The organism is Herpetosiphon giganteus, from assembly GCF_016907925.1.
Lineage (GTDB): Bacteria > Chloroflexota > Chloroflexia > Chloroflexales > Herpetosiphonaceae > Herpetosiphon > Herpetosiphon giganteus.
Genome location: NZ_JAFBCZ010000023.1, coordinates 56,400 through 80,296 on the forward strand (window position 1 = coordinate 56,400; position 23,897 = coordinate 80,296).

The 23,897-nt window shown below is 52.6% G+C and carries 21 protein-coding genes, 1 riboswitch and 1 other annotated feature; of the genes, 20 read left to right on the forward strand and 1 reads right to left on the reverse strand.

The annotated features are described in order from the left end of the window. Positions 1-7: 7 nt before the first annotated feature. Positions 8-1,780, reverse strand: coding sequence for a DUF3105 domain-containing protein (locus tag JOD20_RS18865; RefSeq protein ID WP_204756764.1), 1,773 nt, complete (start codon positions 1,778-1,780; stop codon positions 8-10). Positions 1,781-1,829: 49 nt separating this feature from the next. Then, positions 1,830-2,050 (reverse strand) — a binding site (T-box leader). A gap of 128 nt (positions 2,051-2,178) precedes the next feature. On the opposite strand from JOD20_RS18865, the gene JOD20_RS18870 reads away from it, so the two are divergent. The 20 genes from JOD20_RS18870 (at position 2,179) to JOD20_RS18965 (ending at position 23,515) form a co-directional block, all read left to right on the forward strand. After that, the gene (locus tag JOD20_RS18870) at positions 2,179-2,556 is read left to right on the forward strand and encodes a response regulator transcription factor (protein ID WP_204756765.1); all 378 of its coding nucleotides are present in this window, start codon (positions 2,179-2,181) and stop codon (positions 2,554-2,556) included. 186 nt (positions 2,557-2,742) lie between these two features. Beyond that, positions 2,743-3,453 (forward strand): ABC transporter ATP-binding protein, encoded by a 711-nt coding sequence (locus JOD20_RS18875; RefSeq protein ID WP_204756766.1) that lies wholly within the window; start codon positions 2,743-2,745, stop codon positions 3,451-3,453. Continuing rightward, positions 3,454-5,889 (forward strand): ABC transporter permease, encoded by a 2,436-nt coding sequence (locus JOD20_RS18880; protein WP_204756767.1) that lies wholly within the window; start codon positions 3,454-3,456, stop codon positions 5,887-5,889. It begins immediately after the preceding gene. Between the two features lie 27 nt (positions 5,890-5,916). Continuing rightward, on the forward strand, positions 5,917-9,069 hold the full coding sequence (locus JOD20_RS26900) for a BTAD domain-containing putative transcriptional regulator (RefSeq protein WP_204756768.1): 3,153 nt from the start codon (positions 5,917-5,919) through the stop codon (positions 9,067-9,069). Positions 9,070-9,272: 203 nt separating this feature from the next. Beyond that, positions 9,273-9,461: a thiocillin family RiPP gene (locus tag JOD20_RS18890; RefSeq protein ID WP_204756769.1), complete on the forward strand. Its 189-nt coding sequence runs from the start codon at positions 9,273-9,275 to the stop codon at positions 9,459-9,461. Positions 9,462-9,499: 38 nt separating this feature from the next. Beyond that, positions 9,500-9,688 (forward strand): thiocillin family RiPP, encoded by a 189-nt coding sequence (locus JOD20_RS18895; protein WP_204756770.1) that lies wholly within the window; start codon positions 9,500-9,502, stop codon positions 9,686-9,688. A gap of 35 nt (positions 9,689-9,723) precedes the next feature. Then, positions 9,724-9,912, forward strand: coding sequence for a thiocillin family RiPP (locus JOD20_RS18900; protein WP_204756769.1), 189 nt, complete (start codon positions 9,724-9,726; stop codon positions 9,910-9,912). Positions 9,913-9,947: 35 nt separating this feature from the next. Next, positions 9,948-10,136: a thiocillin family RiPP gene (locus JOD20_RS18905; protein WP_204756769.1), complete on the forward strand. Its 189-nt coding sequence runs from the start codon at positions 9,948-9,950 to the stop codon at positions 10,134-10,136. A gap of 37 nt (positions 10,137-10,173) precedes the next feature. Continuing rightward, entirely contained in the window at positions 10,174-10,362 is a 189-nt protein-coding gene (locus JOD20_RS18910; RefSeq protein WP_204756770.1) for a thiocillin family RiPP, read from the forward strand. A 142-nt stretch (positions 10,363-10,504) separates the two neighbouring features. Next, positions 10,505-11,026, forward strand: a complete 522-nt coding sequence (locus JOD20_RS18915; RefSeq protein ID WP_204756771.1) for a hypothetical protein — start codon at positions 10,505-10,507, stop codon at positions 11,024-11,026. 12 nt (positions 11,027-11,038) lie between these two features. Beyond that, positions 11,039-12,352 (forward strand): YcaO-like family protein, encoded by a 1,314-nt coding sequence (locus tag JOD20_RS18920; RefSeq protein ID WP_204756772.1) that lies wholly within the window; start codon positions 11,039-11,041, stop codon positions 12,350-12,352. Positions 12,353-12,369: 17 nt separating this feature from the next. Beyond that, on the forward strand, positions 12,370-13,188 hold the full coding sequence (locus JOD20_RS18925; protein ID WP_204756773.1) for a TOMM precursor leader peptide-binding protein: 819 nt from the start codon (positions 12,370-12,372) through the stop codon (positions 13,186-13,188). Beyond that, positions 13,185-15,017: a nitroreductase family protein gene (locus JOD20_RS18930; protein WP_204756774.1), complete on the forward strand. Its 1,833-nt coding sequence runs from the start codon at positions 13,185-13,187 to the stop codon at positions 15,015-15,017. The genes JOD20_RS18925 and JOD20_RS18930 overlap by 4 nt, the downstream gene beginning before the upstream one ends. Continuing rightward, on the forward strand, positions 15,014-15,736 hold the full coding sequence (locus tag JOD20_RS18935) for a nitroreductase family protein (RefSeq protein WP_204756775.1): 723 nt from the start codon (positions 15,014-15,016) through the stop codon (positions 15,734-15,736). The genes JOD20_RS18930 and JOD20_RS18935 overlap by 4 nt, the downstream gene beginning before the upstream one ends. Further along, positions 15,729-16,925, forward strand: coding sequence for a hypothetical protein (locus JOD20_RS18940; RefSeq protein WP_204756776.1), 1,197 nt, complete (start codon positions 15,729-15,731; stop codon positions 16,923-16,925). The genes JOD20_RS18935 and JOD20_RS18940 overlap by 8 nt, the downstream gene beginning before the upstream one ends. Before the next feature lie 11 nt (positions 16,926-16,936). Continuing rightward, a complete protein-coding gene (locus JOD20_RS18945) occupies positions 16,937-19,627 on the forward strand; it encodes a lantibiotic dehydratase (protein ID WP_204756777.1) in 2,691 nt (896 codons plus the stop codon). Further along, entirely contained in the window at positions 19,624-20,622 is a 999-nt protein-coding gene (locus JOD20_RS18950; protein WP_204756778.1) for a lantibiotic dehydratase C-terminal domain-containing protein, read from the forward strand. The genes JOD20_RS18945 and JOD20_RS18950 overlap by 4 nt, the downstream gene beginning before the upstream one ends. A 24-nt stretch (positions 20,623-20,646) precedes the next feature. Then, on the forward strand, positions 20,647-21,669 hold the full coding sequence (locus tag JOD20_RS18955; RefSeq protein ID WP_204756779.1) for a thiopeptide-type bacteriocin biosynthesis protein: 1,023 nt from the start codon (positions 20,647-20,649) through the stop codon (positions 21,667-21,669). A gap of 96 nt (positions 21,670-21,765) precedes the next feature. Beyond that, entirely contained in the window at positions 21,766-22,536 is a 771-nt protein-coding gene (locus tag JOD20_RS18960; protein ID WP_204756780.1) for an ABC transporter ATP-binding protein, read from the forward strand. 268 nt (positions 22,537-22,804) lie between these two features. Further along, positions 22,805-23,515, forward strand: a complete 711-nt coding sequence (locus JOD20_RS18965) for an ABC transporter permease (RefSeq protein WP_204756781.1) — start codon at positions 22,805-22,807, stop codon at positions 23,513-23,515. A 152-nt stretch (positions 23,516-23,667) separates the two neighbouring features. Then, positions 23,668-23,775: riboswitch (SAM riboswitch) on the forward strand. Positions 23,776-23,897 lie beyond the last annotated feature (122 nt).

Below are 23,897 nucleotides of genomic sequence, written 5' to 3' on the forward strand. Positions count from 1 at the left end.
CTAGAAATTAATTAGGACAGCGTAAGTTTACGCATTCTGGGCCACGAGCAATATGCTCGCTGAAAAATGTATTAACTGCATCGAGATTTGCATTATCGCGCAGCATCAAACGATATTCCCAGGCGGTCATTGCTACCGTAGCATCCAAATCAAAGCGTTTTTGCAAAATTGTATGATGATCGCGGCGATAAAGATTGTCAAAAGTCGCTTCTAATTGCGCAAGCTCCATTGGTGTAATTAATTGCGGATTATAAAAAATCAACACCGCGCCATGTTCTAAGTTATGCACCATTGCCTCATCACTCACAAAATCATCGTAACGCCCCCATTGAGCTGGCGCTGGCGCATGATAGCCAGAAGTTGGCGGCAATGATGGATATTCAGTTGTGCCAAAAATATGCTGTGGTGGATCAACCGCTGGAATATATTCGCCAAGCCACATTTGATCTAATTCCACCTTTTTTGGTTTGATTGGTGGCTTTTGATTAAAGGTTGCTAAGCTAAATGCTGGTGTAACTTCTACCCGATCGATTGCAGTCTTGCCCCAAATAATTGGATAAATAATAGTTTCGCCACGCTGGTTCATGTTTAAACTAGCGTTATTTGTAATGCGATCGATATAGCCTGAACCAGCGCCAATAACAGTATCTTGAGCATCGTAAATCAACAGCGAAATACTGGTTGCAGTAATTACATCACTATTGATTGCAATTGGATTAACTGGATAGGCTTGATATTCTTTGCCAAAACTTTCTTGTAAGCGCCCAAAGTGAATCAGATCAATCGTATTTGATAGCTTGACTTTAATTTGTGGGGCTGGTTGCGTAATTTCGATTGGATAGCCCTTGCCTAGGCTAATTTCGACGCTTTTGGCGCGAAATTTCATTCCGGTAAATACGCCATCGGTCACGACGATTTTTTGCTTAGGTAGCAACAATTCAATCGTATTGGTATTTTTCAGCACTTTATTTGATTGACTGGTTAAAGTCATCGTGTAGGGAACGTTGTATAACGCTTGATCGCTGGGATTCTCAATTTCAAAATAGACCATTGCCTGATCGGTCATTGGCGTTTGGCCAACGCCTGAACGCACAATATTTAGCGCAACTTCAACTTGCTGCGGCTCTGCATTGGCAGCAGATTTGTCGCTTGCCTGCAATAAAGGCCAAAGTTGCAGGCCCAGCAAAATCAACAGCCCAATGCCACATAAACTTGCCCCAAGCAGCATCAGCGTTTTGGGCAACGAACGCGACTGCTTGGCCGTTGTTGGCGGACTCAAGCGCAAGGTTGGCAGATCCGCGTTATAAGTGTTTGGCACAAGCTCGGTCGTTGGCTGCACTGAAAACAGCGGCGTTGTTTTAATATCGCTTGCTGCCAGCTGCGGCGTAGGTTGAGCATCGGCCAGCGGGATTGTCTTTTTGCTATTGGCCTGCATGGCTTGCCCAGCACTGGGTGCTAGCTGCGACGTAGGCTGTGCATCGGCCAGCGGGATGGTCTTTTTGGCGATCGACAAGATGCGGCGCTCAGGGCTTGGCATTGGCTCGGCGCTTGGTTGTTTTGCCAAGGGCGTGATTGCTGGCGCTGCTGCATCAATTGCGGCAATGCGGCGCAAACATTCGGCCTGTTGGGCCGGATCAGTCACGATGGTGGCTAGAATGCGCCAAGCCTCACGTTCTTGAGGATTTTGGCGAATAACCCCAGCCAGCAGCTGTTTGGCGCGCTGATGATCATTTTGGTCTAAGGCTTGGGCAACTGCATGTTGCCAATTGGTTGCTTCCATCACATTCCCTCATTGAATGGTTGCCGCTAAAAACAAAAACCCCACGCCCAACAAGGACGAGAGGAAACTCGTGGTACCACCTTGATTATGTTGCCGCAGCAACATCACTCATGAGCGCGATAACGGGCGCACCCGAACCAACTTACTGAAATTCAGTTGATCGACTTCCAAGCCACGTTCAATTATTGCTCAACCGAGGGTGCTTTCAGCCGCCGACACCCAATCTCTGGCGGGAACCAATAATTTACTCATCTTGTTCAACGTCATTTGCGATTGCTCAAATAATAGCCATGCTTGCGCCTTGTGTCAAGCGCGGGCTTTGCGACAATTTTGCGACACCTTCGTGATACTCCGGTAACACTTGAGACCTATGCTAAAGCCAATCACAAGGAGGCTTTATGCAACACTTAACTATTGCCACAATCAGCATCGCCAGTCGTCGCGCACTGCTGCATAGCTTAATTTCAGCCAACCCAGCCTATGAATTAGTTGCCGATATTACCCATGCTGAGGCGTTGCACTTGTTGCCAAACCTTCAGCCCGATGTCGTGATTATTGATGCAGCCATGTTGAATATTAATCCCTTGGCAGCGCTCAAAAGTTTAAATCAATGGCTAAGCTGCCCTGCTAGCTTGGTTTTGAGCAACGGCTCACGCAACGAACACCAACTTTGGCTCGATCTAGGGGCGCATGCAGTTGCCCGCCTCGAACAGCCAGAAACGATTGCCCAAGCCTTGGCCGAACTAGCTCGCCAAGCTCAGCTCCAAGCTGCCTAGTAACGAGGGATCGGTTGTTGGGGACTGGGGAGTAAAAAGGCTATAGGCTATTGGAATTAGTACCATCCTACCAAATGTTTCGCTAGCCACCAGCCCAGAGCCTTACTTCCTTCCTCTGCGCTAAACTCCGATCCCCAATGTCTATGTTCTATGTTCTTTGCTCTATGTTCTTTTTAAGGAATTTTCATGCTTGCACCAACTTCGGCTACTGCACCTGTAGCCTTAATGCGCGATGTGTCGCATATTGTTCAACTCGGCACAACTAACTTGACGATTTTGAACAATATTTCGTTGGAAATTGCGCGTGGTTCGTGGGTCGCATTAACTGGCCCTTCAGGCTCTGGTAAATCGACCTTGCTGGGCATTTTGGCGGGCCTTGATACGCCGAGCCATGGCCATGTGCGCTTGAATGATGTCGATATTACTAAGATGGGCGAGCCACAATTGGCCCGTTTGCGTAATCAAACGATTGGGGTTGTGTTTCAAGCATTTAATTTGATTCCAACCATGACCGCCCAAGAAAATGTTGAAGCTCCATTATTTGTGCATCGCAATCGCAGCGATATTAGCCAACGCGCCAAGGCGATGCTCGAATTGGTGGGCCTTGGCGATCGGCGTGATCATCGGCCTGCCCAGCTTTCTGGCGGCCAGCAACAACGGGTTGCAATTGCCCGCGCTTTGGTCACAACGCCACAGTTGCTGATTGCCGATGAGCCAACTGGCAACTTGGATAGTGCTACCAGCAAGCAAATTCTGGACTTATTTGCCGATCTACGCCGCCAACTAAATATTACGATTGTGATGGTGACCCACGATCGCGATGTGGCAGCGCGGGCTGATCGCCAACTGTACCTCGTCGATGGCCAGATTCGCCACGATAGCGCGAGGGCTGAGTAGATGGGGCTGCGATTTGCGTTTAATTATGCTTGGCGCTCGTTGCGTTTAGGCGGTCAGCGCACCGTGCTGGCAATTATCTGTATCGCTTTTGGCGTGATGTCGCTTGGTGCGATGCAAAGTTTATCCACGGCAATTAATCGAAGCTTTGTTGAAAATCGAGTCAGCGCTGGCGGCGATGCCTCGCTCAATTGGCCCGACGGCCCGATTGGCCCTGAGCAACAAGCCCAACTTGAGCAGCTCAAGCAAACTGGCGTGATTGGCGATTATGTGGTCTATTCGGCGATTCTGCCGAGTATGCTTAAGCCTGCTGGCGGCGATCATGTGATTTTTAGTGGCATAGGTTATGGAATCGATCCCGCAACCTATCCATTATTGGGTGAGTTGCATGTAAGCGAGCCAGCCAACGCCACCATGACTGACCTCTTCAAGCAGCCCGATGCGGTTGTGCTGAGTGAGGTTTTGGCCAAGCAGCACGATTTGGAGCTTGGTCAAGAGTTGGTGATGCTGCTTGAACAAGGGACAATTCCCAAACGGCTCAAATTGGTTGGCTTCGTTGATCGAGTGCCGAATATGAACGCCGATAGTTTATTTTTCAGCCTTGAAACTGCGAATACCTTGGATGGCGAAGCTACTTTGAATTCGGTGCGGGTGGTTTGGGGCCAGCGTGGCGCGCAAGTTGCCGCCTTGGAGCAAGCAGGTTGGTTAGTTTCAGTGGTTAGCAGTGAGCCATCAGAGACAGCTGACTTTTTCAACATGACCTTGCGCGGTGCTGGCGTGTTAGGCTTGATTGTCAGCGGGATTGGGGTGGCAAACACGATGCAAGTTGTGTTGGCTCGTCGCCGCAACGAAATTGCCATCCTTAAAACCTTGGGCTACCGAGGCCCACAATTGCTGCTCTTGTTTGGCTTGGAAACGACCTTGCTTGGCTTAATTGGCAGTATTTTTGGAGCGCTTGCCGCCGTGTTGATTGGCGATCAATTAACTAGTTTGTTTGAACGCACCAGTGCCTTTATGTTGCCAACGGTGGTTGATTGGCGCATTTTGGCGGCGGCAGTGGGCTTGGGCATCGCGACAACCTTGATTTTTGGCATGGTGGCGATTGTTAAGGCTAATGCTGTGCGGCCTGGTTCGTTGTTGCGCACTGGCCCAATTGAGGTGAACCCAACCACTCGCCGCGCTATGGGTGCTTTGTATGCTGGTTTGGGCGCAATGTTTGCCTTGGTTGCCAGCATCAGCATGGGTTCATTTGGGGCTGGAATGATCGTGTTTGTTGGCGCGCTGGTTGGTTTGGCCTTGCTTAATTGGCTGTTTCAGGGCATTTTGTGGTTGGTTGCCAAAATACCATTGCCTGGTTATTGGCTGCGTTTGGCCAGCCGCAATATGCAGCGCAACGGCCAACGAGCAACGTTTGCAATTATCGCCTTAGCAATTGGCGTATTTACGATTGGCTTTTCGGCAACTGCCTTGCTAACGGTCAAAAAACAGCTTGATCTGCGGGCTGACCCCAACACTGATCTTACGCGGGCCTTGTGGATGATTACTGCCCCAAGCGACGAGCCGCAGGTGGCGGCAATGTTACCGCAACTGCAACAACCAGCGCTTGAGCCAATTCGCATGCTCGAAGTTACCATTGCCTTGCCTGATAGCGAAGATGGGCCGATTCAGGCTGCTGCTCGCAGTCGTGATCAACTTGCTGATCTGCAATTGACTGAGGGCGAATGGCAAGCTGGCGTTGATGAGATGATGTTTGAAACGTGGTTTTTCAGCGATATTCCACTTGGCAGCGAATTTGCAGTCATTGGCTCAAATCAGAAGCTGCGTTTGGTTGGCCGCTATGATGCCACCGGTAGTCAAGCATCAAGCCCAATTGTGATCAGTCCAGCAGCGCTGCAACAACTTCCCGTCAAGCGCGGTAGTTCAATCTATATCCTGAATTTGCCGATTAATCAATTGAGCGCGGTAACTAGCACGGTTAATCAAGCGTTGCCCCAGGCCTTTGTCTATAACGAAGTCGACTTGTATAACGCGACGCAAATGCTCTATAAATCGCTGGGCATGTTTGCGATAGCAGTGGCTAGCTTGGCCTTTGTAGCGGGCGTGGTGCTGATTGCGAATGCGGTTGGTTTGGCCTTATTTGAGCGCCGCCGCGAAATGGGCATTTTCAAGGCGGTTGGCTATAGCACCAGCAATTTACTGCGCAGCATCAGCATGGAATATAGTTTGATTGGCTTAATTGCTGGCAGCTTTGGGATGCTGGCGGTGTGGATTGCAATTGTTGTGCTCAACACGCTCCAGCCAAAAGCCAAAATGGGGCTTGATTTCATGCCTGGCTTGTTGATTTTTGGTTGTTCGATTGGCCTTGCCTTGTTGACCGCATTGGCGGTTGCTTGGCGACCTGCTCATCGACGACCGTTGCATGTGCTACGTGAGGAGTAAGCTGGCTTTTATGCTACACTGGAAATTGTGCAGCATACACGTGATTATCCGCAACTGAATGACGATTTGATCGAACGCCCACGCCTTCAAGCCCAATTGGAGGCGTGTTGGACATGCCGTTTAACTGTGGTTGTGGCGGCGGCTGGCTATGGCAAAACCACAATTCTGGCCCAGTGGATGCAGCAAACGCTTGGCGGCGATTGTTTGTGGTATGGCTTGAATATCCCAACCGAGGCCGAGCAACTTCAGCGCCTGCTGATTAATCTGACCACAGGCCGTTTTCCGCTGATTAAGCCCATCAATAGCTTGGCCGATTTGTTTGATTGCTGGGCAACTTTGGCTCCGCGGCGCATTGCTTTGGTGCTTGATGATTGCCAACAGTTGCAGGCCAGCGCTTGGCAGTTGTTGCAAGAAGTGCTGCGTTTTGCCCCAACCAACGTGCATCTGGTGATAAGTAGCCGCCAATTGCCGCAGCTTGATTGGGCTAGTTTGGCGGCGCGCGGTCAATATCGCCAACTCAATGCTGCTGAATTACGATTTAGCGCGGCGGAAGTTGCCCAACTGTTGCCAAGCCAAAATTCTAGCCAACGTGATGCTGCATGGCAAGCAACCAATGGCTGGCCCGCTGGTTTGCGTTTATGGCGGGCGTTGCCACATAGCTATCAAGGCACGATTGGCGCTTTTTTGGCGCAAGATGTGCTGGCTCAATTGCCCGCTCCTGTGCGCCGAACCGCCCAATTTGCTGCCCTGTTGCCATTTTTCAATCAAGCAGTGCTAACAGCGATGGCCGTGCCTGATCCAGCGAGTATCTGGCAATATAACCTGTTTGTTGTGCCCGACCACGCTGATTGGTGGCGCTTTGAGCCGTTTTGGTTGGAGGTTGTACGCCAAGAGCCGTTGGCCGAAGCCGAGCAATTGTTGACTCAAGCGGCAACGTGGTTTGATCAACAGGGGCATTATGAAGCGGCTCTTGATCTCTGGTGTCGTTTGGGCCAATGGTCAAAGGTCGCCGCGCGGCTTAAACAGGCTGGTTTGACGTTGTTGGCCCAGCAGCAGCCAGTTTTGCAATGGTTGCAACAATTGCCAGCCAACGAGCGCCAAAGTGGCGAATTATTGCATGTGCATGGCTTGGCCTTGCGTGAACACGATCCGGTGTTGGCGGCTCAAACGTTGGCCTTGGCCGCCCAAGCCTATCGGGCTGAGCAACGCTACGCCGAGGCTTTTCAGGTGGTTGGCGAACAATGTTTAATCTATTTTTGGCAGGGCGACGAGCAAGCCTTGTTTGCTGCTGCCCGCGAAAGTTTTAGCCTCAAAAGTTTTGTTTGGTATCGCCAACGCCGTGATTTATTGAAATTTCCCTTATTGCTGTTTCAGATCAAGCGTGGGCGCTATCTCAAGGCCTTGGCAACGGCCCAAAGTTTGGCCCACAGCGAATTGCCCTTCTTTTGGCGGTGGGTGGCTGCGTGTGTTGTCGGCGGCTTGTATACGATTTTGACCTTGCCGAATGAAGGCATTCAATGGATCGAAGCGTGGTTGCAACATCCGCAAGTGCAAGCCGAGCCAGCCATGCGTATGAGCTTGTTGGATCTCTTGGCAACCTGTTTGATGAGCCGTTCGACCCCTGAAGATCGGTTGCTTGCCCAAGATTTGGCTGAGCAGGCCAGTAGGCTGAGCGAGCGCTATGGCGTGCGTTTGACTCGTTTGCAAACCCGTGGAACCAAGCTTGGGCTAGCTTTGCTTGAGGCCGATCGGCCAACGACCGAGCGCTTGATTCAACAATTATTGCAGCCAAGCGATGAGCCATTGCCCTCGATTATGCGGAATCGGTTGTTGGCCTTGCGGGCGTTTGCTTGGGCCAGTTTAGGCGAAGTGAAGCTTGCTCAGCACGATGCAACCAGCAGCGAGCGCGGCCTGATTCGCGATGATGCGTTGTATGGCGCTGATCCGCGCATGTGGTTGATGTTGGCCCAGGCATGGTTTTGCTGTGGCGAATATCGGCGCGCGTTGGCGGCCTTGGAGCGTGCCAAGCCGATGATTGAAGCAGCGCAATCGCCAATTTTGCGCTTGCGAGCTGGCCTCGTGCAGCTTGCTAGCCGCTGGCAATTGCAGCCAAGCACCCAATTAATTGGCGAAGCCACCACAATTTGGCGCGATTATTTGACTGATGGCGATCGCCATATGAACGCCACGCCATTAATCTTGACGACGTTGCTGGTTGAATTAGGCTTGCGCACGGGGATTGCGCCCCAGCGGATTGCCCAATTTCTAGCCGAGCGTGATCGTGTAGCCTTGGAGGCGATGTGCTGGAAATTGTATGCCGAGTTGCCCGAGCAACAAAGCGCGCTGCTACAACTTTTGGGCTTGTATGGCTCGGCGGCAAGCATTGAACGCTTGTTGGAGGTGGTCAAACAAGCTTCGACCCAACAGCGCAAAATTGCCCAACAAAGCTTGACCAGCATTCGCCAACGCCCAGCGTATGCGCTCAAAATTCAGCTTTTTGGTAGTTTACAGCTGTGGCGTGGTTCGGAGTTGGTTGATGCTAATGAGTGGGCACGCGAAAAGGCGCGCCAATTATTGGCGTTGTTGCTGCTGCAACGCCCGCGAATTATTAGCCGCGAAGCGGTGATTGAGCAGCTTTGGCCCGAGCTTGCACCGCAAGCAGCTGATGGTGCCTTGCGCGTAACGCTCAACGCCTTGCTGCATGTGCTGGAGCCAGAACGCAGCGGCGGCGCTAATTCGGCCTTTATTTTGAGCGAAGCTGCTGGCTTGCGCCTCAATCCGCAAGCCACGATTACCACCGATTATGCCCAATTTCAGAGTTTGCTGCAAACTGCGGCCCAGCATCGCCAGCAAGGAGCCATGCCCGCCGCGTTACACGCCTATCAAACAGCCTTGGCGATCTATCAGGACGATTTGCTCAGCGATCTGGCCTATGCAGAATGGGTGCTCGATTGGCGCGAGCAAGCCTTGACCCAATTTGTCAGCGCAACCAGCGAATATCTGGAATTATTGTTGGCCTATGGCCCAACTGCCGAGGCCATCCCCTACGCCGAACGTTTATTAAGCTACGATCCATATCACGAGCCAACTTACCAACGCTTAATCGACATCTACCTCATGTTGGGCAATGTTAGCGCAGCCGAGCGCATTCGCAAACGCCTCGAACGAATTTCGCTATAACATTTTAATTCAATCAAAGCTTATTTAATATTTTTTAATGATGAGCGATAGCCGATATATCGCTCTTATATCGGTTTAACTATCGTTGGCCAGATAGTTTGGGCCATGGCGTTGTGGTGTAATAGCCCTGTCAACAACGAGGTGCGCACCCAACGCTGACAAACACTGATAAACAGAGCTTAGCCCACTAGGAGCACCACCCAATGGCAGATGTAAAAAACTTGATCGATGCTGAAGTGACCGCCGACGAAGCCGAATTGTTTGCTGATGAACTGGAAGAGCATGTAACCAACGTCGCTGCTGCTTGTATCTCATCGCTGGGTTCAATCAGCACCTCAGGTTCGCTCTGTACCGTCAGCACCTTCTGTACCGCCGCCGCCGAAGTTCAATAGTTCTGAATCGCCAAATCTAGCTTGTGAGGATTGCCGCTATGTCAGATGTAAAAAACTTGATCGATGCCGAAGTGACCGCTGACGAAGCCGAATTGTTTGCTGATGAACTGGAAGAGCATGTAACCAATGTCGCTGCTGCTTGTATCTCATCGCTGGGTTCAATCAGCACCTCAGGTTCGCTCTGTACCGTCAGCACCTTCTGCACCGCCGCCGCCGAAGTTCAATAATTTTGATCTTGCATTAGATAGTGAGGAATACCGCAATGGCAGATGTAAAAAACTTGATCGATGCCGAAGTGACCGCCGACGAAGCCGAATTGTTTGCCGATGAATTGGAAGAACATGTAACCAACGTCGCTGCTGCCTGTATCTCATCGCTGGGTTCAATCAGCACATCCGGCTCGCTCTGCACCGTCAGCACCTTCTGTACCGCCGCCGCCGAAGTTCAATAATTTTGATCTTGCATTAGATAGTGAGGAATACCGCAATGGCAGATGTAAAAAACTTGATCGATGCCGAAGTGACCGCCGACGAAGCCGAATTGTTTGCTGATGAACTGGAAGAGCATGTAACCAATGTCGCCGCTGCTTGTATCTCATCGCTGGGTTCAATCAGCACCTCCGGCTCGCTCTGCACCGTCAGCACCTTCTGTACCGCCGCCGCCGAAGTTCAATAAGCCTGGCTCTCTTAGCTACATTGTGAGGATTACACCCATGTCAGATGTAAAAAACTTGATCGATGCTGAAGTGACCGCCGACGAAGCCGAATTGTTTGCTGATGAATTGGAAGAGCATGTAACCAACGTCGCCGCTGCTTGTATCTCATCGCTGGGTTCAATCAGCACTTCCGGCTCGCTCTGTACCGTCAGCACCTTCTGCACGGCGGCTGCCGAAGTTCAATAGTGTGGTGTAAGGGAGCCAGGCAGCAGAAATCTGCTTCTGCTGCTTGCACCTTCCCTAATTCAATGGTGGAAGTATGACTATTCAGCACAGGCTCCGGCTACCGCAAGGGTCTGGGGCCTTGACTGATTAATGGAGTATGACGATGGATGGATTTTTGCCCGCGAATGCATCGACCTCAAACGCCGCGCTCTTTGAACAACTCGCCGACCTAGGCGTGAGCTTCAACCACAAAGCGGCGACCCAACGCCCAGCAAGCTGGTTGTGGATCAGCGGCAACCAGGCTGAGGACGTTGATCGCCTACGCTCGTTCGTCGCCACAACTCCATTGCCGGTGGTCGTGCTACAACCATTTGCTCGCAGCTTGCGGATCGGGCCATTGTTTGGCGCTGATGATTATTGCTGCGTTGATTGTTTTCAACGCTATAGCGCGCTTTTTCCAACTCCCGCAACCAACGATTATCTGCTGGCGCTGCCAGCTTGGCAAACCGCCGCTCGCTGGCTCAACAGCCAGTTAGCCCAACTTGCCGCGCGTATGCTGGTCATTCGGGCCGATGGTAGCAGCCAAATAGGTCGCTTGCCTCGCGACCCGTTGTGCTTGCGCTGTTCATCGTTTCGCAGCTATCCCATTGATTCGCTACAGCAGCTGCATCAAGCATCTGCTTAACGGAGTGTACTCATGTCAAAGACGTTTTTATCAATTGATGATATTTTGACCAGGGTTGCGCCGTTGGTGAATCCACGCACGGGCATCTTGGGCACTGCGACCGAACTGCCGCGCACGCCTGGCAATCCAGCGATTCCAGTCTTCAACACCAATGTGCATTGTGCCGAGCTTGCCATGAGCGAGCCACCAGCTGGCACGGGTGTGTTTTTGGAACGCGAATGGGCCAAGGCCAAATCGTACTGTGAAGCGCTCGAACGCTATTGCAATGTCAAGCATGCTCATCAAACCTTCGAAGTGGCCACCCGTCAAGAGCTTGGCATCGAAGCCGTTGATTTAGAATTGTTTCCGCGCTGCACCGATGCTGAATATCGCAACCCCGCCAATCCCACGACTCCGCCGAGCAACCGCGAACGCATGCGCTGGGTCGAAGGCTACTCGCTGATTTCGGGCCAGCCGATGTATGTGCCTGCCATCGCGGTCTATGTTGGGATGCAGCCAGAATATGCTGGCGAAACGTTTACGACCTCAATTTCGACGGGCACGGCACTCGCCGCCAGCTACGAACAAGCGATTGTAACCGGCATTGGCGAAGCAATCGAACGCGATGCCTTGAGCATTGCCTGGTGGCAAAAATTGGCCTTGCCCCAAGTTGATTTGAGCGACGTGCAAGATCCAGCCTTCCAAGAACGCTTGAGTCGGGTGCAAGCTGCAAATATTCAGAGCTATTTTTTTGATGCAACCACCGATCTCGGGGTTGCAACGATGTATGCGGTGCAAGTTGCGCCCCATGGTCGCTTGCGCACAATGGTGATGTCGGCCACCCGCACCAATCCAGCTACCTTGCCCAGCAAAGTGCTCGACGAATCGGCAGCCTCGCGAATTGGCATCGAGCACTCCTTGAGCCAGCCGTTGCCCTTCAATCCCAACGATTATCGCAGCTTCATTCGCTTGAGCGATGGCGCTGCCTACTATGCAGATGCAGCAACCGCACCCGCCTTTGATTTCTTATTTGAACAAACCAGCTGGCGCAGCCTCGATCAACTGCCACGGCTCGATCATCCTGATCCAGCAGTCGAAGCCAAACGCCTGATCGATATTTTTCGGCGGGCTGGGCTAGAGCTGATTGTGGTCGATTTGACCTTGCCAGCCTTGCGCGAAGTTGGTTTGTATACGATCAAAGTGATTGCGCCGCAGTTGATGCCCTTCAGTTGTAACTATAATGCGCGCTTTTTGGCAACGCCACGTTTGTATAGCGTGCCAGAGCGCATGGGCTACCCCGTTTTGGCCGAAGCCGATTTGAACCACTGGCCGCAGCCATTTGCCTAGTTTGAAAGGATTGCCCAATGGATCAGCTTTATTCAACACTTGTGGCAACCCATCAGCAATGGCTGTTTGCCCAAGGTTTGCACGAAACGCGCTCGGCCCGCTTGCTGCTGGTAACCGATGCAGTCATGGCGCAAGCACTACTCGCCCGCTTGGGGCAACTGCCCTTGGCTTTGGTGACGGTTGCCGCTGTGTCGAGCGCCGATCATGGCCAAATTTCGCAGCAGATTCGCCAAATGACCAGCAGCTATCCAATTCAGCTTTTGGCACGGCCTTTTGCGGCCAGTGGCTTGGGCTTGCTGCTCAGTCGCTATCATGCCGCAGCGCTGATTACGCAGCGGCCTTATCCAGCACTTGCCGATGCGCTCAATCAAGCCAGTTTGCGCGCAGCAACGCCATGGACTGCACTCAGTTTGTGGGGTGCGCAAATTACGCTGGGGCCGACGATTTTGCCCGAGCACACCGCCTGTTATGCCTGCTATCAAGCTCGCTTGCGCTCGTGCGAAACCCGCAGCGATGTGTGGCAGGCCCGCGATGGCTTTTTGCGCCAACAGCAACAAGCGTTGTTTCAACCTTCAATCGCCGCGCTCACAAACTTGGCGGCGAGCTATGGCTTGGCCGAAATCGAGCGTTTATTGCTTGGCCAACAACCACCCTTGGCGCTTGGCCGCGAAATCCAATGGGACACGTTCAATCTTGGCGTGAGCCGCAACCATGTCGAGCCATTTGAAAATTGCCCAGCCTGTGGCGGCCAGCAACATACAACCTGGATTGGCCGCGATCAGTTAGCCCAGGTTGTGACTAACTTGGCCTTGCAAGCTCGCGAGGTGGCATTATGACCCAAGCATTTGATTTACACAGCCATTTGCAGAGCGATCCGCAGGTGCAAATGCCGACCCGCCCGCGCATCTCCGATGAAATTGCCCGCGTTTGGTACAACGAGCAATTGTTGTTGTTGCTGGGCGGGCCGCACGATGTGGTTTTGCGTGGCAAAGCGGTGCGCAATCTGCTGCCGCAATTATTGCCCTTGCTGAATGGCCTCAACAGCCGCGAAACAATTGGCGAACGCTTGGCCCAATTCAAGCCGGCCACGATTGACGATACCTTGCAGCTGTTACATGTGCAGGGTGTGCTCGAAGAAGGCCCCTTGCCAGGCAACACGCTTGATCCGCAGGTAGCGCGGGCCTTCAGCCAACAATTGGCCTTCTACAGCCGCTTTGTCGACCAAACTCGCATTTGTCGCAATCGCTATGAAGTGCTGCAACGCTTGCAATCAACACCGTTGCTCTTGCTTGGCGGCGAACGCTTGGTTGCGCCGTTGCTGCATCAATTGGCCCAGGCTGGCTTGGGGCGGGCAACCTGGTTGGCGAATGTTGTGCCAACCACCACCTACGCCCTGCCGCATTTGGAGCTTGAGCTACAGGTGCCAGCTGCCGATGGTTTGCTTGAGGCAGTTGATCATTGGTTGGCTCAACATAACGATGGCCTGATTTGTTTGCTGACCAGCACTGCCCAAACTGAGTTGACCCAAGCCCTCAACCAACGGGCAATTCAGGCCCAAAGCCGCTTTACCCGCTTGTGGCTGCACCCACAGCATATTGAACTTGGCCCAACCACTTTTGCCCATGAAGCTGGTTGTTATGCCTGCGCCGAAGCGGTTGAGAGCAACACGCCAGACTTGAGCGAGCCAAATGCGCCCTTGAGCCTCAACGAACAATTGGCATTAAGTCAAGCTAGCCTTGTGATTGGCAACCTGATCTCTGGCTTAAGCCCGATTATTACCGGCGGCGTGCGCTATCTGCTCGACCCAGTTTCGCTGGAGTTTGTCGCTCAATCGGTGCATCGTTTGGTGCATTGCCCAGTGTGCGGCCAACCGAATCTTGATGCGCCGCGCGATCTGTTGGTTGGCGCTGGCCATTTTGAGAATTTGCCGCTGTGGTATCACGCCAACACCGATGAACGTAGCTATGCGATTTTCCCCAAGGCCCATCAACAACATTATGCGCCGAAAAATGCGCTGGCGATTGTCAGCGGAGCCAAGGGCTACACCAATGTTCAACGCCATGCCCTCAGCCAATTGCAAGGCCAATGGCAACCTGATGCAGTGGTTGATATTGGTGTGCAACTGCCGGTTCAGGCTTCGATTGCACCCTTGGCTTGGTTGCTTGAGCAAGCATTTGTGCGCAAGCCCTCCAGCCAAACAATTGGCGCTGGCCAGCGTTTTGTGCCATCGGGCGGCAATATGGCCTCGCAAACCGTCTATCTGCTCAACCACAAACTCAACGGGTTGGCGACAGGAATCTATCACCTCAACCAGCATGAAGCCACGCTGGAAGCGATTCGACCAAGTTTCAGCTGGGACGAAGTTGCCAAGGTTTTTCCTGCCGATCCCTTGGATGCGCAAACCTTGGGCTTGTTGGTGCTGACGGCGGCAATTGGCCGCGTCGAAGCCAAATATGGCGCAAAATCCTATCGTTTGGCGCTCTACGATTGTGGCGCTGCCGCCCAAGCAATTGAATTGTTGGCAGGCGCGGCAGGCTGGCAGGTCGAGCAAATCAGCCTCTTCTACGATCAAGAATTGCGCGATGTTCTTCAGGTCTATAGCCCAAGCGAAACCCCGTTGCTAGTGCTGCGGCTGGTTGCGCCCAATGCCGAGGTGCTGCAATGAGCGAACATTTCTTTGGCGCTGGCGTGAGTGCCAGTTCCTACATGCACGAATGGACGAGCCTGCAACGCGGTAATCCGCTGCCTGAGCCTAGCCAAGCAGCGAGCAACTGGTGGCACGATTTGTTTGAAGCCAAGGCCAAAATCGGCCTGCCAGCGGCCTACCCAACCCAATTGAGCTATCAGCAATTGATCGATCAACGCCAAAGCCTGCGCGAATATGCTGAGCGCCCGATTAATCTGGCCGATTTGGCAACCTTTTTGGAGCATGCCAGCCGCCCGATTAATCCAGCAACCAAGCCATTAAGTTTGCTTGCGCCGTTAGTTTTGCAGTCGGACGATTTGGCGTTGGGTGGCTATGCCTACAATCCAAATGCCCATCAATTGGCCGTGCTGCGTATCGCCGATCCGCAGGAGCCATTGCAGCGCTATTGTTTCCAGCGCGAATTTTTGCAAGCGTCAGTGATTGTCTTGGTGCTGACTTCGCTGCCCAACGCAATCAACCAAGCTGGTGATCGCGGCTATCGCCAGGCCTTGCTTGATGCAGGCGCACAATTGCAGCGTTTGTATGTTGCAGCGCAGCGCGTCGGCATGATTGGTTGCGCGACCGGTAGCTTAATTCAAGGACAACTCGCTCGTTGGCTGGGTTTTGATAGCTATCAAACTCACTGCCTAATCGGTTTTGCTGTTGGCTATCCCCACAAGGAGCAAACCCATGACTAACCCAGCCCTAACCCTGAACGACTTTGCTGCGCTTGAGGCCAGCCCAGAATATCGCCCGCAAGTTGTTGATGATGTGCATGTTTCGCCCTTCAGCGAGCAGCAAACCAACCAATATGTGGTTGGTCGCGCCGCATCGTCGTCGTTTTTGCGCACCAATGTGATTGGCGTGCGAATTCTCGAATTGCTCAATGGCCAGCGCTCAATCGAGCAGCTCCAAACTGAGTTGCAGCAACGCTATGGCATTGCCGTGAGCCTCGAAAAGATTCGCCATTTTTGCGATTTATGTGCCCGCCACCGTTTGCTGGTACATGAAACTTGGGCCAATACCACGCCCGATTCTGCTGATGCGCCACGTTTGGGTCGCCGCAGCGGTTTGTATTGGACGCTGATTCGTGGCGATGGGGTGATTGATCGAGTGGTTGCTTGGCGGCGCTGGTGGTGGAATCCTGCCACTTGGTTGTTGATTGTTGGCTTATTAGGCGTTGGTTTGAGCTACATCATTGCCAAAGGCGTTATTTTGGTTTCGCCCTTGATGTTGGCCCACCCTGATGCCAACAAACAGCTGATTTTCTGGATCTTTGGGCTATTTTTGGCCGAGATTGCAACCCACGAATTGGCCCACGCCGTTGCCTGCAAAATGGCGGGAGCCAAGCCAGCAGGCTTTGGCATGGGCTTGCTCTGGTGGTTTATTCCAATTTTCTTCACCGATACCAGCGATATTTACCGTGTGCCAAGCAAATATAAACGGGCTTCGGTGGCGGCGGCTGGCCCGTTGGTCGATGCGCTCTGGTTTGGCGTGATTGCCAGTTTGCTCTGGTTGTTGCCGAGCGATAGCTTGATGTATGCGATTGCTTTGGCCTACAGTGGCATTCCGGCCTTGCTCTTTCTGATCAATCTCAACCCCTTTGTCTCGCGGATGGATGGCTATTGGATTATGACTAATCTGCTGGAGCAGCCCAATTTGCGCCAACGCACCGTGCGCAACATCGGCAACAAGGTTCGTGCTTGGTTTGGCCGTGCGCCGCTGATCGACCCGCTTGGCGAGCAACAAACTGGACGCTGGCAATGGGCCTATAACCTGTATGCGCTGGTTTCGTTGATCTGGACGATTTTCTTTGTCGCCAACCTCGGGCTGCATTTTGCCAGCTATGGCCTGACAATTGTGCGAATGTACGCCGCTGCGCTATAAGGAGCTTGGCCATGACTGATTTGTATCAATCAAGCATCGTGATTGCCGCTGAGCAAGCGGCTCGCCCAAGTTGGCAGCCTGCTTCGCCGGTGTTGGTGCGCGTAGGCGGAACCAGCTACGACCAGCTACACCAGCTCAAATTCGAACGCACAATCGCGCTTTTTCAAGCAATTTTGCGCCAACAACGCTGGCTCGATAACCATACCCAGGCGCTGGTTGATCTGCTTTACGAGTTGATCGGAACCACCCAAGGCCCGCTCAAAAGCAGTTTGGTGGCCTTGAAACGCGATATTTTCAATCGTCGCTTGCCGTTGCTCAGCGATGTTGCCAGTTTGCGCGGCTTCGAGCATCCCAGTTTGCGTGGCCAAGTCTTGCGCTTTCGCCGCAGTTTGCAGCAAGTGCAACGGGCTTGGCGCGAAGCTCGCCGCACCTTCGACCAAGAACTCCAAGCCAAACGCCGTTTGTTGCAACAAAGCTATGCCCAGCCTGCGTTTCAAAAGGCGGTGCAAGTGGCTAGCTCAAGCTTGGCTAGCAGCTTGCCGCGCTATATCAACGCCGATCCCAGCCAATTGCGCAGCCGCGAACGCAAAACTGAAGTCGGCGCATACCAATATCTGATGCGCATGGCCAGCAAAACCAGCCCATTCAGCCATTTCGGCCCCTTGGTGCTTGGCTCTGCTGAGCCTAATTTGGCCCAACCAATCGCGATTGCAGGCCAAACGCCACAAGCACGGGCGGTCAGCCAACTGCGGCGCTCGGCGGTTGGGGCAATTCGCAAAGCGCTCGTGCGCGTGCCAGCAATCAATGCCTACCTGCCGTTGCGCTTGAATCCCAGCAGCTTTGTGGATGGCGAGGATTTGGTGTTCTCGCGGCTGCGCCAACAACTTGACGATCCCAATCAATTTTTTGCCTCGTGGCAACGCCGCGGCAAGCGTTCGGCCTTGCTCGATAGCGTCTTGGCAGCCTTTGGCGCGCAGCAACAATGGGGCTACGCAGATCTGACTGAGCTGCTGCAAACCCAGCATCCAGCGCTCAACCCCGCCAAATTGAGCCAAACCCTCAATCAACTCATTAGCAGCGGCTTATTGTTTTACGATTTGGATTTACCTTCGGATTATCAAGACCCGTTGTTGGCTTTGGTTGAGCAATTAGCTCATATTCCTACTGCTGAGGCTGGCCAGGTGCGCGAATTATTGCAAACTGTTGCTGAAGCAGCCCAGCATTATGCTCATGCTACGGTTGCCCAGCGCTGGCAGCTTGAGCAACAGCTGCGCCAAACCATCGATCAAATTCTGGCATTTGCTCCCGAAGCACATCAAACCAGCAGCCAACTTGGCCAGTTGATCGTCGAAGATGTGGTCTGGGATGATCTGGCCGTTCACTTGGGCCAGCCATTGCTCAACACCTTGGCCAGCGATTTGGCTCCCGTTTTGGAGTGTGGATTCCAGCGCGATGGCCGTGGCCCGTCGCAAAGTTGGCTGCTCGATATTTTTACCCATGCCTTTGGCGAAGGCGGCCAGACCGATGCACTCTTGGGCTTTGCGCCTGAATACAATCGGCTTTCTTCCAACACAGCCGAGCTGCCGATGCCGCGCATTAGCGCGATTCAGCAGCGCCAACGTCGCTACGGCCAGTTTTTGCATCAAACGCTCGATGCCGCACCTGAATCGCGTGAGGTGGTGCTTGATCCCGAGGTTTTTTGGCAGTTGGCGGCTGATTTTGGTCAACATAATCATTATGGCTCAACCAGCATTCAGTTTCAGGTTGCCGCCAGTAGCCAAGCAGCGCTTGAGCAAGGCGATTATTTGCTGGCCTTGAATTACACCTTGCCTGGCTTTGGCCGTTTTCTGACCCGCTATTTGAGCCTCTTGCCTGCGCCAAGCTGGCAAACCTATGTTCAATCGGCGTGGCAACCATTGCAATCCCAAGCCAGCCAAGCACTGCCAGCCGAAATCGTTTCGGTGCTCGAACACAACGCTCAAGTGCATGTGCCATTCACTGCCAACGTGATTGTGCCGCCCGACGAGCCAACCTACCGCAGCCAAACCACGCAGCATGGCGTTGGCGATTTGCGCCTTGCCCACGATCCGGTTGCTGATCAATTGCGAGTCTATGGCCGCGCCGCCGATGGCAGCCAGCAAGAGCTTTTGCCGCTCTACATGGGCTTTTTACACATGGTTTCGTTGCCAATTTTGCAACGGGTGCTGGCCCAACTCAGCCCCAGCAGCTATCACATGGAGCAATTGCGCCCACGCGAGCAAACTCTTGTTTCGCGCAAACACCCAGCGAATGCAATCAGCCATACGCCTCGGCTGCGAATTGGCCGCTTGGTTTTGCAACGCGAAAGCTGGAATGTGCCAAGCGCCGCAATTCCGAGCAGCGTTGCCAACGACGAATTTCTGAGCTTTTTCAATTGGTATAGCTGGGCCGAACAAGCTGGCTTGCCAAGCGAAGTTTTTGTGCGCATCCAACGCCCACTCAGCAGCAAGCATCTCAATATGTGGACGAATCATAAGCCACTTGCGCTGGATTTTGAAAATTATTTCAGCATTCAGATGTTGCGCCATGTAATTGCGGATGATCAAGTGAGTTTGACCCTCGAAGAAATGTTGCCCAGCCCGCAGCAGCAGTGGTTTGACATCGATCAACAACCATATGTGATTGAATTTCAGGTTGAGTTCAATCGGGGAGGTGACCAATGAGTTTCGCCGTGCTGAATGGCAAAATTTACTATAGCCCAGAGCGAGTCGACGAGCCATATGATCCACGAGCTGATCGTTTGCTGGCCGAAGCCTGGACTCCGCTGTTCGACCAATTGCGCGAACAGATTGAGTTTATTACGTGGTTGCGCTTTTCTGAAGGCGGCTACCAGCTGCGAATCGCCTGCTTTGCTGATGAACAGGTCTTGCGTGAATTTGCAGTTCCCTTAATTCGCGAGCGCTTTGCTGCTTATTTTACCCAAAACCCTGAGCTGTGTGGCGAGGCTCAGCCGCTTTCGGCTCAAGCTGCGATTCTCAATCGTAAATTGGGACTTGATACTGATGTGAGTGCCTTGGCTCAACCTGGCTCAGTTGAGCTGGAAATTAGCCACGACTTGGCGATTGGCCGCGATCACGATTCGCTCGAAGATTTGCGCCATTACTATGCCTTGCAAACTGCGATTGCCCGCAGCACGCTCGACGTGATTCCGCACACAACCGATTTGGTGACGCGCAAAATCTTCAGCCGCATCTTTTTGGATGAGTTGCTGCATGCTGGGTTTTTGCAAAGCATCGAAATTAGCCGCTTGCTCGAACGCTTGCGCCAAACGTGGGTCGATTATTTCGAATTTCCAGGCGAGTTTATTCAACAATCCGATGCCTTGGTGGCGCAATCGCTGGAGCGCAATTGGCGCTTTCATCAACGGCCTTTGGCGGAACGATTAAGTTTATTGCCCGAAGCGTTGCATGCTGTCGTGCAGGCAGGGCTAGAGGATTTGCGCCGCTATGCTGGGCCGGTGATCAAACGTGATCAGCAGCAAGAATTGGCCTTTTCAAGCTATGCAGCGCTTTCAGCCCTGTTTCACCTGACCCACAATCGCCTGAGCATTAGCATTGCCGAGGAAGCCCATTTGTGTAGCCTGTTGCTTTCGCTTGAGCGCCAGCGCCAACAACAGCCCGAGCAAACGTTGCAACAACTGCTGGTCAATCAATATTGATTTTGCGCTGAAAAGGGGAATCCGATGCAGAATTCAAGCCAATGGCACTATCGCCAAGTATTTTTACAGCCACCAAACACCCCAACTCCAACCAAGCCCGATTTGCGTCAGGTCTGCGACCAAATGCTGATCGATTGGGAACGCACTTTTGGCGAGCAAGGCAGCTTGCGCCCGCATATCGATCGCTGGTTTTTTATTCGCTACGGCGAGGGCGGCTACCATGTGCGTTTGCGCTACCAAAGCCCGCCCGAAAACCGCGCAGCCACGATCGATCCCTTGCTCGATGCCGAGTTATTGCGCTTTTTCCAAAATCACGCCGCGACCGTTGGTTTGCAGCATGCGCCGCAAGCAATTGATGAACTCTATGCGGCGGGCTATCTGCGTGATTTGACCTACGAGCCAGAGTATGCCAAATATGCTGGCAAGTTGGGCATGGCCTTGGCCGAGCAACATTTTGCCTATTCCAGCACCATTTGCCTGCGGGTCTTGCAGTCTAGCACTGGGAGCGGCGTGGCACGCTCGTTTTGGGTGCTCGAATTAGTGCACGATCTGCTCGAGCAATTTAGCCCTGATCCCGCCGTGCAAGCCTTGATTGTGCGCAGCTACCTCGATTATTGGATTGCTCAGGTGGTTGGTGATCGGGCGGCATTTTTGCGTGGCTTGGAGCAGCATTTTGAGCGTCAAGCTCCGGCAATTCGTCAGCGTTTGGGCAGTTTACGGCGTAATAATAATTATCCATTATTCGCCGATTGGCGCACGCATTTGCACAACCATTTTGCCGATTTGCAAGCTGCTGAAGCTAATCAGCACTTACAATCGAGCGTGATTGAGCATTTTGGCCGCTATCAGGCCCAATTGCCAACAGTTGTGGCCCAATATCCATTAACTGGCTTGCTGTTTGTGCCCAATTATCTGCATTTGGTGCAAAATCGCTTGGGCCTGAGCATTATGCAAGAGCTGCAATTGCTGTATCTGTTGTATCGCGTGCTGCTTGCTGAGCTGCCTGCTGAGCCAATCAGCGTGCCCTTGATTTTAGAGCCACGCTAGAACTTGTATCGCTTTTGGTATCGCTGAGCCTCTCGTTTTGCGGGAGGCTAAATTGTTTAATGGAGCCAGCAAAAACCCACATTCAAGGAGGAAGCTATGGCTCCAGTATTGGTCGTCGAACAGCTACAAAAACACTATGGCAAGCATAAAGCAGTCAAAGATGTGTCATTTAGTGTCGAGGCTGGCGAGATTTTTGGCATCGTTGGCCCCAACGGGGCGGGCAAAACCTCATCGGTGGAATGCATTATTGGCCTCCGCCCCGCCACGTCTGGCACGATTCAAATTCTGGGCCGCGATTTGCAGCAGCATGGCCAGTATATTCGCAGCAAAATTGGCGTGCAACTGCAACAAGCAACCCTGCCTGATCGGCTGACAGTTGCTGAAGCCTTGCAATTATTTGGCTCATTTTATCCGCAAGCGCGGCCTTGGAAAAAAGTGCTCGAAGAATGGGGCTTGGCTGAGCAAGCCAAAACCGCCTTTGCCAATCTTTCTGGTGGCCAAAAACAGCGCTTATTTATCGCCCTCAGCCTGATTCACGACCCAGAAATTGTGTTTCTCGATGAATTGACCACTGGCCTCGATCCCCAAGCGCGGCGCATCACCTGGAACTTGATTCAAGATGTACGCAAACGTGGCAAAACCGTGGTGCTCGTAACCCACTTTATGGAAGAAGTTGAGCGGTTATGCGACCGCATTGCCGTGATCGATCAAGGCACGGTGATTGCGCTCGATACGCCAGATCGCATGATTGCGGCCTATCAACACGATTTGCGCCAGCAGCCAGTGCCGAGCCGCGAGCTGCCCCACCCAGAACGAGTGACCTTTGAAGATGTCTTTTTACGCTTAATCGGCCAGCCCGCCCATTAATTGCGTTTATGTGTAATGGTTTTTGGATGCATACATACTATGTTTTTCGCGACCTCTTCGCACCAGCAAACTTCTCGTTTATCAGTGGATGTGAGTCTTTCCCTGATTGTCCTTGAGGGGGTGCAGGGGGATTAAAGCCCCCTGCGTTTCCCGCCTTGAGGCGGGACGGAAGGGTGGTGATCAGCAATTCTTGGTGAAAACCAAGTCTTGCTAAGCGAGCTTGTGGGTAACGCAACCAATCAACCATTGCACCTATTCAGGAGGAAGTATGCACGCTTTTTGGCAAATTGTACGTACTGAATTACGCTTGATGGGGCGTGATCTGACCAACCTTGGCTTTATTGTCTTTTTTCCGGCCTTGATGGCCTTGATTTTGGGCTTGCAAATGCCCTCTGGCCCGAGCCAAACCGCCAATGCTCTGATGATGTTGGCCTTTGGCCCAATGATTTTTGGCATTATGGCCTTTCCAATGAGCTTGGTTAATTATCGTGAGCGTGGCATGTTGCGGCGCTTACAAATCACCCCCATCTCGCCAATGCGCTACTTATTGGCGCAGGCCTTGGTTGGCTTGTTGTTGGTGCTTTTGGGTGGGCTGGTGGTGTTGATTCTCAGCATTGTTGTTTTAAAATTGCCCTTGCCTGCTAATTGGTTTGGCTTAGCTATCAGCTTTCTGGCGGGAGCGATTGCCTTTTCGGCGCTGGGAGCCTTGCTTGGCAGCCGCATTCGCAACACCCGCAGCATTCAAGTGATTAGCATTTTGGTGTTTGGGGCGATGGCAGTGGTGCTGGTTTCGAGCAATACTGGCAAATCAGGCCTGTTGCAACAGCTTGGCGCATGGGTTCCAGCCCGCCATTTGGTGCAGTTGCTCGAAGCAAATTGGCTTGGATTGAGTTTTAATATTTGGCCAAGTTTAGCCGTGTTGGCGCTATTGACTGTCGTAAGCCTTGGCTCGGCAGCCAAACTCTTTCGCTGGGAATAGACGATTAGAAAGCCCAAAAACCGCTACTAGATTAATCTTATAGTGGCGGTTTTTGATTGTTGAGCGAGATTGTTAAGTAACTTGAAATTGATTCTTGACAATTCTGTTTAACTATGTTATAAATAGCGCATACAAATAAATATCACTTGCGTAACTCATCCAGAGGGGTGGAGGGATCGGCCCTATGAAACCCCGGCAACCGCGAGCAGCAATGTTCGGCCTGGTGCTAATTCCGACAGAATCATTCTGGGAGATGAGGGGCGGCGCACAAACCTATCTTTCGATGGTTACTAACAGCCTCTCATCAACTGATGAGAGGTTTTTTTGTTCATAGGCGGTGTCGCCTGGGGTCGCAATGGCGCGAATCGGAACAACCGTAGCA

Coding starts and splice junctions, on each gene's coding strand:
- JOD20_RS18910 (WP_204756770.1), top strand. CDS start 10,174: ATGTCAGATGTAAAAAACTTGATCGATGCTGAAGTGACCGCCGACGAA.
- JOD20_RS18920 (WP_204756772.1), top strand. CDS start 11,039: ATGTCAAAGACGTTTTTATCAATTGATGATATTTTGACCAGGGTTGCG.
- JOD20_RS18930 (WP_204756774.1), top strand. CDS start 13,185: ATGACCCAAGCATTTGATTTACACAGCCATTTGCAGAGCGATCCGCAG.
- JOD20_RS18875 (WP_204756766.1), top strand. CDS start 2,743: ATGCTTGCACCAACTTCGGCTACTGCACCTGTAGCCTTAATGCGCGAT.
- JOD20_RS18915 (WP_204756771.1), top strand. CDS start 10,505: ATGGATGGATTTTTGCCCGCGAATGCATCGACCTCAAACGCCGCGCTC.
- JOD20_RS18940 (WP_204756776.1), top strand. CDS start 15,729: ATGACTAACCCAGCCCTAACCCTGAACGACTTTGCTGCGCTTGAGGCC.
- JOD20_RS18950 (WP_204756778.1), top strand. CDS start 19,624: ATGAGTTTCGCCGTGCTGAATGGCAAAATTTACTATAGCCCAGAGCGA.
- JOD20_RS18925 (WP_204756773.1), top strand. CDS start 12,370: ATGGATCAGCTTTATTCAACACTTGTGGCAACCCATCAGCAATGGCTG.
- JOD20_RS18880 (WP_204756767.1), top strand. CDS start 3,454: ATGGGGCTGCGATTTGCGTTTAATTATGCTTGGCGCTCGTTGCGTTTA.
- JOD20_RS18900 (WP_204756769.1), top strand. CDS start 9,724: ATGGCAGATGTAAAAAACTTGATCGATGCCGAAGTGACCGCCGACGAA.
- JOD20_RS18905 (WP_204756769.1), top strand. CDS start 9,948: ATGGCAGATGTAAAAAACTTGATCGATGCCGAAGTGACCGCCGACGAA.
- JOD20_RS18935 (WP_204756775.1), top strand. CDS start 15,014: ATGAGCGAACATTTCTTTGGCGCTGGCGTGAGTGCCAGTTCCTACATG.
- JOD20_RS18955 (WP_204756779.1), top strand. CDS start 20,647: ATGCAGAATTCAAGCCAATGGCACTATCGCCAAGTATTTTTACAGCCA.
- JOD20_RS18945 (WP_204756777.1), top strand. CDS start 16,937: ATGACTGATTTGTATCAATCAAGCATCGTGATTGCCGCTGAGCAAGCG.
- JOD20_RS18870 (WP_204756765.1), top strand. CDS start 2,179: ATGCAACACTTAACTATTGCCACAATCAGCATCGCCAGTCGTCGCGCA.
- JOD20_RS18865 (WP_204756764.1), bottom strand. CDS start 1,780: ATGGAAGCAACCAATTGGCAACATGCAGTTGCCCAAGCCTTAGACCAA.
- JOD20_RS18890 (WP_204756769.1), top strand. CDS start 9,273: ATGGCAGATGTAAAAAACTTGATCGATGCTGAAGTGACCGCCGACGAA.
- JOD20_RS18960 (WP_204756780.1), top strand. CDS start 21,766: ATGGCTCCAGTATTGGTCGTCGAACAGCTACAAAAACACTATGGCAAG.
- JOD20_RS18965 (WP_204756781.1), top strand. CDS start 22,805: ATGCACGCTTTTTGGCAAATTGTACGTACTGAATTACGCTTGATGGGG.
- JOD20_RS18895 (WP_204756770.1), top strand. CDS start 9,500: ATGTCAGATGTAAAAAACTTGATCGATGCCGAAGTGACCGCTGACGAA.